This window comes from Streptomyces acidicola (assembly GCF_009377235.1).
In the GTDB taxonomy this organism is placed as follows: Bacteria; Actinomycetota; Actinomycetes; order Streptomycetales; family Streptomycetaceae; genus Streptomyces; species Streptomyces acidicola.
On sequence record NZ_VMNX01000242.1, the window covers coordinates 1 to 14,518 of the forward strand.

Annotated in this window: 11 protein-coding genes and 1 pseudogene; 10 read left to right on the plus strand and 2 right to left on the minus strand. The window is 68.0% G+C overall.

The window, feature by feature from the left end; translation table 11 throughout:
- Positions 1-332 precede the first annotated feature (332 nt).
- The 8 genes from FPZ41_RS38165 to FPZ41_RS38200 all read left to right on the plus strand — a co-directional run bounded on the left by FPZ41_RS38165 (position 333) and on the right by FPZ41_RS38200 (position 11,956).
- Entirely contained in the window at positions 333-1,352 is a 1,020-nt protein-coding gene (locus tag FPZ41_RS38165; RefSeq protein WP_131562958.1) for a rod shape-determining protein, read from the plus strand.
- A gap of 167 nt (positions 1,353-1,519) precedes the next feature.
- Entirely contained in the window at positions 1,520-2,464 is a 945-nt protein-coding gene (gene mreC / locus FPZ41_RS38170; RefSeq protein WP_322621257.1) for a rod shape-determining protein MreC, read from the plus strand.
- Between the two features lie 13 nt (positions 2,465-2,477).
- Positions 2,478-3,146 (plus strand): rod shape-determining protein MreD, encoded by a 669-nt coding sequence (gene mreD, locus FPZ41_RS38175; protein ID WP_152868363.1) that lies wholly within the window; start codon positions 2,478-2,480, stop codon positions 3,144-3,146.
- Between the two features lie 154 nt (positions 3,147-3,300).
- Positions 3,301-5,634 (plus strand): penicillin-binding protein 2, encoded by a 2,334-nt coding sequence (gene mrdA / locus FPZ41_RS38180; protein ID WP_322621258.1) that lies wholly within the window; start codon positions 3,301-3,303, stop codon positions 5,632-5,634.
- A complete protein-coding gene (gene rodA, locus FPZ41_RS38185; RefSeq protein ID WP_131562966.1) occupies positions 5,631-6,830 on the plus strand; it encodes a rod shape-determining protein RodA in 1,200 nt (399 codons plus the stop codon). Before mrdA ends, rodA begins: the two co-directional genes overlap by 4 nt.
- A gap of 113 nt (positions 6,831-6,943) precedes the next feature.
- The gene (locus FPZ41_RS38190) at positions 6,944-8,572 is read left to right on the plus strand and encodes a CYTH and CHAD domain-containing protein (RefSeq protein ID WP_152868365.1); all 1,629 of its coding nucleotides are present in this window, start codon (positions 6,944-6,946) and stop codon (positions 8,570-8,572) included.
- Positions 8,573-8,727: 155 nt separating this feature from the next.
- Entirely contained in the window at positions 8,728-10,668 is a 1,941-nt protein-coding gene (locus FPZ41_RS38195) for a TIGR03960 family B12-binding radical SAM protein (RefSeq protein ID WP_152868367.1), read from the plus strand.
- Between the two features lie 745 nt (positions 10,669-11,413).
- Entirely contained in the window at positions 11,414-11,956 is a 543-nt protein-coding gene (locus FPZ41_RS38200; protein ID WP_152868369.1) for a hypothetical protein, read from the plus strand.
- A 258-nt stretch (positions 11,957-12,214) separates the two neighbouring features.
- On the opposite strand, the gene FPZ41_RS38205 is transcribed toward FPZ41_RS38200, so the two are convergent.
- Positions 12,215-12,832: a hypothetical protein gene (locus FPZ41_RS38205; protein ID WP_194236366.1), complete on the minus strand. Its 618-nt coding sequence runs from the start codon at positions 12,830-12,832 to the stop codon at positions 12,215-12,217.
- A gap of 295 nt (positions 12,833-13,127) precedes the next feature.
- Here FPZ41_RS38205 and FPZ41_RS38210 point away from each other — a divergent pair, with 295 nt between their 5' ends.
- Positions 13,128-13,439: a carboxymuconolactone decarboxylase family protein gene (locus tag FPZ41_RS38210; RefSeq protein WP_152868371.1), complete on the plus strand. Its 312-nt coding sequence runs from the start codon at positions 13,128-13,130 to the stop codon at positions 13,437-13,439.
- Between the two features lie 50 nt (positions 13,440-13,489).
- On the opposite strand, the gene FPZ41_RS38215 is transcribed toward FPZ41_RS38210, so the two are convergent.
- Positions 13,490-14,176: a DUF899 domain-containing protein gene (locus FPZ41_RS38215; RefSeq protein WP_152868373.1), complete on the minus strand. Its 687-nt coding sequence runs from the start codon at positions 14,174-14,176 to the stop codon at positions 13,490-13,492.
- A gap of 139 nt (positions 14,177-14,315) precedes the next feature.
- On the opposite strand from FPZ41_RS38215, the pseudogene FPZ41_RS38220 reads away from it, so the two are divergent.
- Positions 14,316-14,518 (plus strand): annotated as a pseudogene (locus FPZ41_RS38220) (hypothetical protein); the annotation flags it as partial.

Consider the following 14,518-nt stretch of genomic DNA (forward strand, 5'->3'; position numbering starts at 1 on the left):
TTGTTTATAAGAGACACGTTCAGCCCACACGGAAAGCACCGATTTTCTGATCCTCCGTCAGCCCCACTTCCCCGGCTGACCAGGCAACTCCCCGGAAAATTCGCGGTTCCCCCGGCATACGCATGCAGATCGGGGGAACGCGTGCCCCCGATGGACCGTCTGCGCGAGCGAGGCGGCCCATCATCTGCCCACAATGGCGAAGACCCTCGCGCAGTGTCCGTGCGGGCGAGACTACGATGTAAGCCTTCACGTCACAGCACCCACTTCGCCAACCCGAAAAGCCGTCAGTGCTCCACTTTGGGAAGGCCAGACGAATCCTGATGGGGAACTCAATGTCGTTCATCGGCCGTGACATGGCTGTCGACCTCGGGACCGCCAACACGCTGGTGTACGTCAGGGGTCGCGGGATCGTACTCAACGAACCGTCCGTCGTCGCGATCAACACCAACACCGGTGGCATCCTCGCGGTCGGCGCGGAAGCGAAGAAGATGATCGGTCGGACGCCTGGCAACATCGTCGCCGTGCGCCCGCTCAAGGACGGCGTCATCGCCGACTTCGAGATCACCGAGCGGATGCTCCGTTACTTCATCCTGAAGATCCACAAGCGGAGGTATCTGGCCCGGCCCCGGGTCGTCGTCTGCGTGCCCTCCGGTATCACCGGTGTCGAGCGCCGCGCCGTCATCGAGGCGTCCTCCCAGGCCGGCGCCCGCCAGGTGCACATCATCGAGGAGCCCATGGCCGCGGCCATCGGCTCCGGCCTGCCGGTCCACGAGGCCACGGGCAACATGGTGGTGGACATCGGCGGCGGCACCACGGAGGTCGCGGTCATCTCGCTCGGCGGAATCGTCACAGCACAGTCCATCCGCGTAGCGGGCGACGAGCTGGACAACGCGATCATTCAGCACATCAAGAAGGAGTACTCGCTGCTTCTTGGTGAGCGGACGGCCGAACAGATCAAGATCACAATTGGTTCGGCGTACGACCTCGACTCTGACGAGCACACCGAAATCCGCGGCCGGGACCTCGTCTCCGGGCTGCCGAAGACCGTGGTCATCTCCACGGGTGAGGTGCGGAAGGCCATCGAAGAGCCGGTCAATGCCATCGTCGATGCCGTCAAGACCACCCTCGACAAGTGTCCGCCGGAGCTCTCCGGCGACATCATGGACCGGGGGATCGTGCTGACCGGCGGCGGTGCGCTGTTGCGCGGCCTGGACGAGCGGCTGCGCCGGGAGACCGGGATGCCGATCCATATCGCCGAGGACCCGCTGGACAGCGTGGCGCTCGGTTCCGGCAAGTGCGTCGAGGAGTTCGAGGCGTTGCAGCAGGTGCTCGACGCCCAGCCCCGCAGATGACATATAACTTCGGCTCCGCCGTACGAGACGAACCCCTCTCGTACGGCGGATCGTTGATATTGAGGCATAAGCTCCCCCATAACACCCGTGAGTGCCCGCGCGCTCGGGACCCCTTGGTGAGCTTTTCGAACTGACCATTCCGACAAGGAAGGGCACGGCCGCCGCACGTGAGGGACACACGAGAGAGCCGACTGCTCCTGGTGCTGCTGATCGCCATCGCGTTCGCACTGATCACGGTGGACATCCGCGGTGGGGAGGACTCTCCGGTCGACGGTGCCCGGCAAGCCGCGGCCACGGTCTTCGGTCCGATCGAGGACGGGGTCTCGACCGCCGTCGACCCCATCGGGAACGCCGTCTCCGCCATCCGTGACTCCGGCGAACGGCATGACCGGCTCGCCGCACTGGAGAAGGAGAACGCCGCGCTGAAGGCCGAGCTCGGCAGCGACGACCGCAACCGAAGCCGCGTCAGGCAGCTCGACAAGATGCTGAAGACCGCCGCCAACGGCCAGTACGGCATCAAGGGCGCCGAGGTCATCGCCATCGGCGCCGCCCAGGGGTTCTCGTGGACCGTCACCATCGACATCGGCTCCAAAGAGGGCATCAAGCGGGACATGACCGTGCTGAACGGCGACGGGCTGGTCGGTCGGGTCACCACCGTCGCACCGAACACCGCCACCGTGCTGCTCGCCAGCGACCCCGACTTCACCGTGGGCACGCGCATGGAGGCCACCGACGAGCTCGGCTTCGCCTCCGGGCAGGGTGACCGGCCGCTGCGCGTCGAACTGCTCAACGGCAAGGCGAAGGTGAAGAAGGGCGACCGGCTCGTCACCTTCGGGTCGGAGGCCGACAAACCGTTCGTGCCGGGTGTGCCGGTGGGGGTCGTGTCGCGGGTCGATCCGTCGGGCGGTGACCTCACCCGCACGATCTACGTCAGGCCGTACGTCGGTTTCACGAAGCTCGACATCGTCGGTGTCGTCGTCGAGGCGCCCCGCAGGGATCCCCGTGACACCGTCCTGCCGGACAAGCCGAAGCCCACGCCCACGCCGACCGTGACGGTGACGGTCACACCGTCCGCCGCGGCGCCCACCGACGGACAACCGCAAGAGCAGTAGGAGCTGAACCCCCATGCGCTTCAACCGGATGCTGCTCTCCACGACCCTCGTGATCGTGGCCCTGGTCGTCCAGGTGAGCATCCTCGCCCGACTCCATCTTCCGGGTGCCGTACCGGACTTGGTGCTCCTCACGGTTCTCGGCCTGGCACTGGTGTACGGCCATGTCGGCGGTGCCTTCATCGGCTTCGGCGCGGGCCTCCTGGCGGACCTCGCCCCGCCGGCCGACCACGCCGCCGGGCGCTACGCCCTCGTGCTCTGCGTCATCGGCTACCTCGCCGGACTGGCCAAGCCCGACAACGGGCAGCTCAGGTCCGCGACCGGGCCCATGGCCGTCGTGGTCGCCGCCGCCGTCGGCACGACCCTGCTGTACGCCGGTGTCGGCGCTCTTGTCGGCGACACGGCCGCCCGCCATGTCGGCCTGCCCAGCCTGCTGTTCACCGCCGCCCTGTACGACCTGCTGCTCGCCCCCTTCGTCGTCCCCGGGATCATCGCCCTGGCCCGCCGCGCCGACCGCGACCCGCTCGCAGAGACCGCCTCCGCCAAGGCCGCCGACGTCTCCCCGGGCTGGCTCTCCGCCGGCACCGGCCTGCGCATCGGCAGCCAGCGCGGTGGCCTGCGCATGAAGGCCGTCAGAGCGCGTATGGCCCGCGCCGGACGCATCAAGGGGGTCAAGCGGCTGTGAGGGCACGGCAGTCGACCACGCGCGCGCCCGCCGCCCGCGCACACAGCTTGTCGGTGTACTCGTATGCCCGTACGTACTCGTATGCCCGTACGTGCTCGTATGCCCGTACACGCACCGATGCCCGTACGCGCTCTGAGAGGGGGAGGCAGCCGCAGTGACCAATATCCCCGAGACGGGCCGGACCCCACGGGTCCAGATCCGGCTCGTCATCATCCAGATCCTCGTCGTCTCCCTCCTCGGCACCCTCGGCGGCCGCCTCTGGTACCTCCAGATCCGCGAGGGCGAGGCCTACGCCAAGGAGGCGTCCGGCAACCACGTGCAGAAGGTCGTCGACCCCGCCGTGCGCGGCTCGATCCTCGACGCCCGCGGTGTGCCGATCGCCGACAACGAGACCCGGCTCGTCGTCTCCGCCTCCCGCACGGACCTGCTGAAGATGAAGGACGACGGCAAGGCGGCCCTCACCAAGCTCGCCGGCGTCCTGGGCATGAAGCCCAGGGAGGTCATGAACAAGGTCCGGCTGTGCGACTCCAAGACGCCGCAGCCCTGCTGGAACGGTTCCCCGTACCAGCCGATCCCCATCACCGACGAGGCCACCGCCAAGCAGGCCCTGCAGATCCGCGAGCGCTCCGAGGACTTCCCCGGCATCACCGCCGAGCCCCAGGCCGTGCGCCGCTACGCGAGCCCCGGCGAGTCCAACACCGCACAGGTTCTCGGCTACCTCTCGCCCGTCACGGACGAGGAGATCCAGCAGGCCCAGGACACCGACTCGCCGTTCCTGCGCTCCGACCAGGTGGGACGCAGCGGCCTTGAGCGCCAGTACGACAAGCAGCTGCGCGGCAAGGCCGGCGTCACCCGCTACGAGGTCGACAACCTCGGCCGGGTCATAGGGCGTGCGCAGGCCGACCCGGCCGAGCCCGGCTCGAACCTGGTCACCAGCGTCGACGCCCGCGTCCAGCGCATCGCCGAGTACGAGCTCGAAGAGGCGATGAAGGCGGCCCGCAAGGAGCACGACCGGAACACCGGCACCAACTACAAGGCGGACTCCGGCGCGGTCGTGGTGATGGAGGCCAAGACCGGCCGCGTCGTCGCCATGGCGTCCAACCCGACGTACGACCCGAACGCCTGGGTCGGCGGCATCTCCGGCAAGGACTACGCCCGGCTCACCGAGAAGAAGTCCAACTACCCGCTGCTGAACCGCGCGATCCAGGGCCAGTCGGCCCCCGGCTCCATCTTCAAGGTCATCCCGACGGCCGCCGCGGTCAACGCCGGTTACTCCTTCAACGGACCGTACGACTGCTCCAGCTCGTACTCCATCGGCGGCCAGGTCTTCAACAACTTCGAGTCCAAGGGGTACGGCCCGATCAGCCTCGGCCAAGCCCTGGAGGTCTCCTGCGACACCGTCTTCTACCGGCTCGCCCACGAGGAGTGGAAGCGCGACGGCGGCACCAAGCCGAAGAAGAACGCCGACGACTGGTTCTACAAGACCGCCCACCAGTTCGGCCTCGGCGCCGAGACCGGCATCGACCTGCCCAACGAGGTCAGCGGCCGCATCCCCGACCGCCAGTGGAAGCAGAGCTACTGGACGGCCAACAAGGACGCCTGGTGCAAGTCCGGCAAGAAGGACGGCGACTACGGCGAGCGCATCGCGTACGAGAACTGCCTCGAAGGCAACCAGATGCGTGCCGGTGACTCCGTCAACTACTCCATCGGACAGGGCGACACCCTTGTCACCCCCATCCAGATGGCCACGATCTACTCGGCGATCTCCAACGGCGGCACCCTCTACAACCCCACCGTCGGCAAGGCCATCGTCAGCGCCGACGGCAAGCACGTCGAGGAGATCGAACCCAAGCCGCACGGCAAGCTGCCCATAACGCAGAAGCTCCGCGACGAGATGAACGATGCCCTCGCGGGCGTCGCGACCCGCGGCACCGCCGCCTGGCGCTTCCAGGGCTGGCCGCAGGACCAGATCCCCATGCACGCCAAGACGGGTACGGCCGAGGTCTACGGCAAGCAGACCACCTCGTGGTTCGCCTCGTACACCAAGGACTACTCGATCGTCATGACGATCTCCCAGGGTGGTACGGGTTCCGGAGCCTCGGCCCCGGCCGTCCGCAAGCTCTACAACGCCCTGTACGGGGTCTCCGAGGACGGCGCGATCGACAAGAAGAAGGCACTGCTCTCCACCCCGCAGGAGGGCCTGCCGAAGATCGATGCCGACGGGTCCATCGACGCCCCGAAGATCGGGACGTACCCGCCGAAGGAGCCGGAGCAGGCCACCGAGGAAGGGGCTCAGACGCTGCCGGGCAACGACCCGGCCGCCACCGTGCCCCAGCCCGGCGCCGGCACCAACCGTGACACCCGACGGCGCACAGTCCGCCCGAAGAACCCGAAGAACCCGAAGAACCCGAAGAACCTGAAGAACCCGAAGAACCTGAAGGGCCTGAAGGGCCTGAAGAAGAGGATGAGGCGGAGGACGTCTCCATGACAGGAGCCAACACTTTCTCCGTCTCCGGATACGGGCCCCAGCGCTCCGGCTGGGCCCGGCTGATCGCCCGCGACTCGCTCGCCCGCAGGCTCGACTGGCCGATGCTGCTGTGCACCGTCGCGCTGTCCCTGATCGGCGCGGCCCTCGTCTACTCGGCCACCCGCAACCGCACCGTGCTCAACCAGGGCGACCCGTACTACTTCCTCGTCCGGCACCTCCTCAACACCGGCATCGGGATCGCCCTGATGGTCGGCACGATCTGGCTCGGCCACCGCACCCTGCGCACGGCCGTCCCGATCCTGTACGGCGTCTCGGTCTTCCTGATCCTGCTGGTGCTCACCCCGCTCGGCGCCACCATCAACGGCGCCCACGCGTGGATCGTCCTCGGCGGTGGCTTCTCGCTCCAGCCCTCCGAGTTCGTGAAGATCACGATCATCCTGGGCATGGCGATGCTGCTCGCCGCCAGAGTGGACGCGGGCGACAAGCCGTACCCCGACCACCGCACGGTCCTGCAGTCCCTCGGCCTCGCCGCCGTGCCGATAATGATCGTGCTGCTCATGCCCGACCTCGGCTCGGTCATGGTCATGGTCATCATCGTGCTGGGTGTGCTGCTCGCCTCCGGCGCCTCCAACCGCTGGGTGCTCGGGCTGATCGGCGCGGGCGCGATGGGCGCGGTCGCGGTCTGGCAGCTCAAGATCCTCGACGAGTACCAGATCAACCGGTTCGCCGCCTTCGCCAACCCCGAGCTCGACCCGGCCGGCGTCGGCTACAACACCAACCAGGCCCGCATCGCCATCGGCTCCGGCGGCCTCTTCGGCACCGGACTCGGCAAGGGCTCGCAGACCACCGGCCAGTTCGTGCCCGAACAGCAGACGGACTTCGTCTTCACGGTCGCGGGAGAGGAACTGGGCTTCGTCGGCGCGGGCCTGATCATCGTGCTGCTGGGTGTGGTGATGTGGCGAGCCTGCCGCATCGCCCGCGAGACGACCGAGCTGTACGGCACGATCGTCGCCGCCGGGATCATCGCCTGGTTCGCCTTCCAGACCTTCGAGAACATCGGAATGACGCTCGGGATCATGCCGGTGGCCGGTCTGCCGCTGCCGTTCGTGTCGTACGGAGGGTCGTCGATGTTCGCGGTGTGGGTGGCGGTGGGTCTGTTGCAGTCCATCCGGGTGCAGCGGCCCATGTCGGCGTAGGCACTCCGCTCGGGGTGGTGAATCGCGGTGCTGAAGCGGAGGTGAACGGCTGATGTCGGTGTCGTGCCGTTTTGGGGATGTCGCATAAGCGGAATGGCGACTAGATTCGGTTCATGGCGGACACGAAACGCGAAATCGAGCGGAAGTACGAATCCGACGAGAGTGGCCTGCCCGACCTGACCGGAGTCGCCGGGGTCACGACCGTCGTGGACAAAGGCGTCGCCGAGCTGGACGCCGTCTACTACGACACCCCGGACGAACGCCTCGCCTCGGCGGGGATCACCCTGCGCCGCCGCACCGGAGGCGACGACGCGGGCTGGCACCTGAAGTTCCCCGTCTCCTCCGGCGTACGGGACGAGATTCGCGAGCCCCTCTCCGACGCGGTGCCCAGCGCACTCGCCGGGCTCCTGCGCTCCCGAGTCCGTGACACCGACCTCGTCCCTCTCGTCCGCATCCGCTCCTCCCGCGACGTCCGTGACCTGCTCGACGCGGACGGCGCGCTCCTGGCCGAGGTCGGGGTCGACGCCGTACACGCCGAGCGTCTCATCGGTGTGCCGCTCGGCACACAGTGGTCCGAGATCGAGGTGGAGCTGGCCGACGGCGGCGACCCGGCGTTCCTCGACAAGGTCGACAAGAAGCTGCGCAAGGCGGGCGTACGGGCGTCCGCCGCGCCCTCGAAGCTGGCCAGAGCCCTGCGCGAGACGACACCGCGCGAGGCCGACGCGGCGAAGAGCGAGCCCGACAAGAAGGCCAAGGGAGCGAAGGAGCCCAAGGGAGCCAAAAGGGCTGAGGAAGCCAAAGGGGCTGAGGGCGGCAAGGCAGCTGAGGAGGCCAAGGCGACCAAGAAAGGCAAGGCGGGCGGCAAGCGCGCTCCCGAGCCCCCGCGGGTCGCCGCCGACCACGTCCTCGCCTACGTGGGCGCCCAGCGCGACGCGATCGTCGGCCTCGACCCCGCCGTCCGTCGCGACCTGCCCGACTCCGTGCACAGCATGCGCGTCGCCACCCGGCGGCTGCGCAGCTCCCTCCGGTCGTACTCCAAGGTCCTGGACCGCACCTTCACGGACCCCATCGGTGCGGAACTCAAGTGGCTGGCGGGGGAGTTGGGCGTCGACCGCGACCAGGAGGTGCTGACCGAACGCCTGACGGCCGCGCTGGACGACCTGCCCAGCACGCTCCTCGTCGGCCCCGTCCGCACCCGGCTGCGCACCTGGTCGCAGGCAGGCAGCTCCGGCTCACGCCGTCGGCTGATCGCCGTACTCGACGGAACGCGGTACCTGGACCTGCTGAACACCCTCGACGCGCTGATCGCCCAGCCGCCCCTGCTCAAGGCCGCCCAGGGTGATCCGGAGAAGGTGCTCACCAAGGCCGTCCGGCGGGAGGAGGGCAAGGTGTCCACACTGGTCGAGCAGGCCCTGGACCTACCGTCCGGCACCGACCGCGACCTGGCGATGCACGAGGCCCGCAAGAAGGCCAAGCGCGCCCGGTACGCGGCGGAGGCGGCCGTCGACTTCGACGACGGCTTCAAGGCCCGGGTCCGCGCCAGTAAGTCGCTCCAGACCCTCCTCGGTGACCACCAGGACAGCGTGATGGCCCGGGAGGCCCTGCGCGACCTCGCGTCGCAGGCCCAGGGGGCGGGGGAGATCTCCTTCACGTACGGGGTGCTGTACGGCCGGGAGGAGCGCAGGGCGGCGGAGATCGAGGCGACGCTTCCGGACGCGTACGAGCGGTGGCGCACGCCCTGACATGTACGGGCGGTGATGCCCGCCTTGACATATGACCGTACGGGCGGTGATGCACGTCCTGACGCGTACGGACGGTGGTGTGAGTCGCGTTAGGGTGGATGGTCACTCCTGTCAGTTCCGTCCAGTCCTCCATCCAGCTCACGAAGGTTCGCTAGATGTCTGCCGAAGTCGCTGCGGCCGCCGACTCTGTGTTTCCGCAGCTCGAAGCTCTGCTCCCGCATGTGCAGAAGCCGATCCAGTACGTCGGCGGAGAGCTCAACTCCACCGTCAAGCCGTGGGAGTCCTCTGACGTCCGCTGGGCGCTCATGTACCCCGACGCGTACGAGGTCGGGCTGCCCAACCAGGGCGTCATGATCCTCTACGAGGTACTGAACGAGCAGGAGGGCGTCCTCGCCGAGCGCACGTACAGCGTGTGGCCGGATCTGGAGGAGCTGATGCGGGAACACGACGTCCCGCAGTTCACGGTGGACAGCCACAGGCCGGTGAAGGCCTTCGACGTGTTCGGTCTGTCCTTCTCCACGGAACTGGGCTACACGAACATGCTCACGGCCCTGGACCTGGCCGGCATCCCCCTGGAGTCCAAGGACCGGACCGTGGACGACCCGATCGTCCTGGCTGGCGGCCACGCGGCCTTCAACCCCGAGCCGATCGCCGACTTCATCGACGCGGCGGTCATCGGCGACGGCGAGCAGGCCGTACTGGACATGACGAAGATCATCCGCGAGTGGAAGGCGGAGGGCCGCCCCGGTGGCCGCGAGGAGGTCCTGTTCCGCCTGGCGAAGACGGGCGCGGTCTACATCCCGGCGTTCTACGACGTGGAGTACCTCCCGGACGGCCGCATCGCCCGTGTGGTCCCCAACAAGTCGGGCGTCCCGTGGCGTGTGTCCAAGCACACGGTCATGGACCTGGACGAGTGGCCGTACCCCAAGCAGCCCCTCGTCCCGCTGGCCGAGACGGTTCACGAGCGCATGTCGGTGGAGATCTTCCGCGGCTGCACGCGCGGCTGCCGCTTCTGCCAGGCGGGCATGATCACGCGCCCGGTGCGGGAGCGTTCGATCACGGGCATCGGCGAGATGGTCGACAAGGGCCTGAAGGCCACGGGCTTCGAGGAGGTCGGCCTCCTGTCCCTGTCCTCCGCGGACCACTCGGAGATCGGCGACATCGCCAAGGGCCTGGCGGACCGCTACGAAGAGGACAAGATCGGCCTCTCGCTGCCCTCCACCCGCGTGGACGCCTTCAACATCGACCTGGCGAACGAGCTGACGAGGAACGGCCGCCGCTCGGGCCTGACGTTCGCCCCCGAGGGCGGCTCGGAGCGCATCCGCAAGGTCATCAACAAGATGGTCTCGGAGGAGGACCTGATCCGGACCGTCTCCACCGCCTACGGCAACGGCTGGCGCCAGGTGAAGCTGTACTTCATGTGCGGCCTGCCGACGGAGACGGACGACGACGTCCTCCAGATCGCCGACATGGCGACCCGCGTCATCCAGAAGGGCCGCGAGGTCTCCGGCGCGAACGACATCCGCTGCACGGTCTCGATCGGCGGCTTCGTCCCCAAGCCGCACACCCCGTTCCAGTGGGCCCCGCAGCTGAGCGCGGAGGAGACGGACGCCCGCCTGCAGAAGCTGAGGGACAAGATCCGGGGCGACAAGAAGTACGGCCGCTCGATCGGCTTCCGCTACCACGACGGCAAGCCGGGCATCGTCGAGGGCCTGCTGTCACGGGGCGACCGCCGCATCGGCTCGGTCATCCGCGCGGTCTACGAGGACGGCGGCCGCTTCGACGGCTGGCGCGAGCACTTCTCGTACGACCGCTGGATGAGCTGCGCGGACAAGGCACTCGCCCCCTTCGGCGTGGACGTCGACTGGTACACCACCCGCGAACGGTCCTACGAGGAGGTCCTCCCCTGGGACCACCTGGATTCCGGGCTGGACAAGGACTGGCTCTGGGAGGACTGGCAGGACGCCCTCGACGAGACGGAGGTCGAGGACTGCCGGTGGACGCCGTGCTTTGACTGTGGGGTGTGTCCGCAGCTCGACACGCACATCCAGATCGGCCCGACGGGCAAGAAGCTGCTGCCGCTGACGGTGAAGTAGACGGCGCCTGCCGACGCCGCCGCGCCGGCGGAGACAACCCGCTGCCGCGGCGGCGTCGGCACGGCGTCGTACCGCTCGGCGGGCGCCGTCTGCAGAGCCTCGCTCATTGGTCGCCGCCGCCTCGTCGGCGGGCAGGTTGCCTGTCGTCGGCGCCGGGTTGGCCGGCAGTAGCGGGGCGGCGAGCAGCTTGTCGTGGCGGCGGCCGCTGTGATCCGGTGCACCCTCTGCGGTGGCTCGCCGAGATGCTCGGCGATTACGTCGAGTGGGTGGCCGATGTTCGACAGATCGGTCGGCGGGTACGCGAGTGGCTGACTGACGGTCAGTATGTCGGGGATGGTGCTCGTGTGCGGTGGGGTGTTCGGGGCGCGTGGCGGGGCCTGCAGCGCGCACCACGACTCCATGCGGAACGCTCGGGTCCCTGAGGCCGGGGCGCCGGGCAACGGGGTAAACGCCCGCCTCTGAACGCCACTAGCAGTTGTGAGCGGTGTCATCGGTCCACGACATGCTGCCGACGGGGTGAATGACTGTCGGCGCTGTCCCCCAGGCGGCTCAACCGTTCGCCAAGTTGCCCTTTTTCTCAGTTGTTTGATGGTCCGTCATAAGTGCGGTGCAAGACTTGCGCACACCCAGTCGGCCCCCTCTCCGTCACCCTTCAGATATCTCTGCGGTGGCGGCAGAAATCGGCCCGAGTAAGTTCATTCATGGTTGGTCGATCATCTGACACCCTGAGAGAAGGAGAAACGGAATGCCCGAAAGGAAAAGCGGCGGCAGGCGTAAGCGTGCCGTTGTCGCGATCGCGGCGTCAGTAGGCATTGTGGCCGCGGCCGCAACCGGCGTGAACTATGCCTCAGCTTCCAGTTCGGCCCCCCGGTCCGCTCCGCAGAACGCCGCCCAGTCGGCCGCGCAGTCCGCTGGTCAGTCGGCTGGTCAGTCCGCCCCGAACGTCGTGGGAGACGCCGCTTCCACTGTCCCCCAGGGCGGTGACAACCGGACGAACATCAACCGCAGGGAGAACGAGGGGCGGATCCTCGTCAACGAGCGAACGTTTGCGGCGGAGCACGGAGTGTGCACCGCTGTGATCAGTAGTCAGTCCGCCAACTTCAACGTCCGGAACGAGAGCGACAAGACCGTCGAATTCTTCAGCGGAATTACCTGTGACAACGGTGCCCCAATTGCGATTATTGGGCCCCGGAGCTCCAGTAGCGCAATCCCCGGAACGGTGGTGACCGGCGGCGGGATCACCGCGATCGTAGGCAGCTTCCGAGTGATCGACAACGAGCGCCGCTGACCTCGACGTGGAACTGAGGCAGCGACAAGCCCGTCTGTGCAGCACTTGGCCCCCGGCCCGCCCTAATCGGGCCGGGGTCCAAGTGAGGGTATCCCTCAGGGGATAGCCCGGCCTGGATGAGCTGTATGGCATGCCGGTGCTGGTCAGGATCAAGCTCGACGCTGAGAGTGTGCGCACTCCTCTGGCGGTTTTCCCGTATTGACGCGATGAATTACCCGAACTGCGCGTCCGTGACGGGCGCAGACAGTTCGCATCGGTTCAACGGCCTTGGTGCCGGTCAGGAGCCTGAGCCCTGCGCGGCCCCGGCGCTCCCTGGGGTGCGGGCCGTCCGGACATGCCGCCGCCGGTGCTCACTCCGCCGCGCGGGGTCCGTGTGCTGTTGCCGTTGGCCTCGAACTTCCCGTCCCGCAGCTCGAAACTCTGAGGCGGTGAGCAGCCGATCGCCGGGGTGATCAGAAGGCTTGTGGTGATGGGCGCGGGGTTGGTACTCGCTGTCGAGAACTCGCAGATCGCGCCCCGCCCGGTGACCGGGAACCAGAACCAGCCGTCCACCGCACCGACCCGTACCTCGTCCGACAGCACGAACTTACCGTTCTGCCGCATGAAGGCCTTCAGGCGGACGGAGGCTCTCAGCGGGTCGGCGGTGGACCGGATCGCGGTGAGGGTGAACTTGATGTTCTCGTCGGCGTCCAGGACTGATGACGCGATCTGCCTGGTCTCGGCCGCATGCCCGCCGTTGGCCCGCCCGCCGTTGGTCCGCCCGTCGTGGGCTTCGGCCTGGGTGGTTACGGCCGGGGCGGCCAGCAGGGCGACGGTCGCCGCAGCGGTGACCAGTACCGCGCCGCCGCGCGCGAGCGCGTTCGCTTGTATCGGCATGTTTTCCTCCCTGATGCTCATGCGGGCGTCTTGTTCACGCATGAATGCCGCTTTTTTCCTTTCATACGGCGAGAGGAAAACCACCTTGAATCACCCGTTCGCGGAGCGGCGTCACCCGCTCGGCCCCGCATGCGTGAGGCTCGGAGGGCCCATACGGTGGAAGGGCAAGCAACTGGCGCGTGGGTGCCGTGCTCCGGCGGGTGCCGCGTGCCGGTTCCGCCCAGCACCGGAAGGCGGTCCGGAGATGCCTACGTCGTCTGCGTCTGAGGCTCCGGTTCTTGACACGCTCTCCGCCATGACCATCGACTCGGTCGAGCGTTGTGGCATGGACGAAAGCTCGCTCATCCTCACCCGCATCGCCGCGCTCGCGGCCATGGGTGCGCCGTCGATCTCCTACCTCGCCCATGTCCGTCCTGCCGTCAAGGCCAACCTGACGGTTGAGCAGATACAGGACGTTCTCGTGGCGATCGCCCCTGTTGTGGGCACGGCACGTGTCATGGCGGCGGCAGCTCGCATCACCGAGGCGCTCGGTTTCGCCGTCGCGGTGGCCGAGTCCGACGCCGAAGCGATCGCCGGGGCCGAGGCCCGGAAGCGGAGTAAGTCCTGAGCCCGGCCCACGAGCGGCCCGGTCCGGCGGTGCGGTCGTGCCGGGGCCGGTCAACCCCGCGCCGACTCGCCCCCGCCGTCGTACTCGTCGTGCCAGTGCCACCATGCGTACGGTGCGGTCTGGGGATAGTCCTGGGGTGAGTTCTCCCACGTCTCCTGCCTGCCGAGCGCGGTCATGTCGAGGTAGCTCCAGGTGCTCCCCAACGCCTCGTCGCCGCGGGCGTTGATGAAGTAGGTGCGGAACACGTTGTCGCCGTCGCGGATGAAGGCGTTCGTGCCGTGCCACTCGTTCACACCGAAGTCGGTGTCGAAGTCGTCGATGATCGTGTACCAGGGCATCGTCCAGCCCATCCGCGCCTTCACCCGCTGGATGTCGGGCTGCGGCGCGCGCGAGGCGAAGACGAGAGTGGTGTCGCGGGCGTTCAGATGGGCGAGGTGGCCGATGTGGTCAGCGACCATGGAGCAGCCGACGCAGGCGTGGTCGGGCCAGCCGGTCACCCCGGGTTCGAAGAAGGCGCGGTAGACGATCAGCTGGCGACGTCCCTCGAACAGGTCGAGCAGACTGGCCTTGCCTTCGGGGCCGTCGAACTCGTACTCCTTCTCCACCGCCTGCCACGGCATCTGCCGGCGCTTGGCGGCCAGTGCGTCACGGGCGCGGGTCAGTTGCTTCTCCTCCACCAGCAGTTGCTGGCGCGCAGCCTCCCACTCCCGGGGGGAAACGACCGGTGGTGTCTTCATCGCGACGTTCACCTTCCACTTCGGTAGGCCCCCTGAGTCCAGGGTCGGCCGACACCGGCACGGGTGCACGCCCAGCAAGGGGAAAAGGGAGAGGGCTACCTGCTGCATCCGGACAGGGCGTTCAGGCGTCTACGCGGGTATGAATCTGGAGAAGTCGCCTGCTGAACCGCCTGCGCGGCAGTCGCCCGATGGGTGCCTCGCCGTCGCGGTGCGCGTTCCGGTGCGGATCGTGGTGCTGGTGCTGGTCGTGCCGGTACGGATGGTGTGGGACGCGCTGGTGGTGGGCGGGCGGCTGCTGAAGGACGCCGTGCTGCGGCCGTTGGGGCGGGCCCTGCTGTGGGT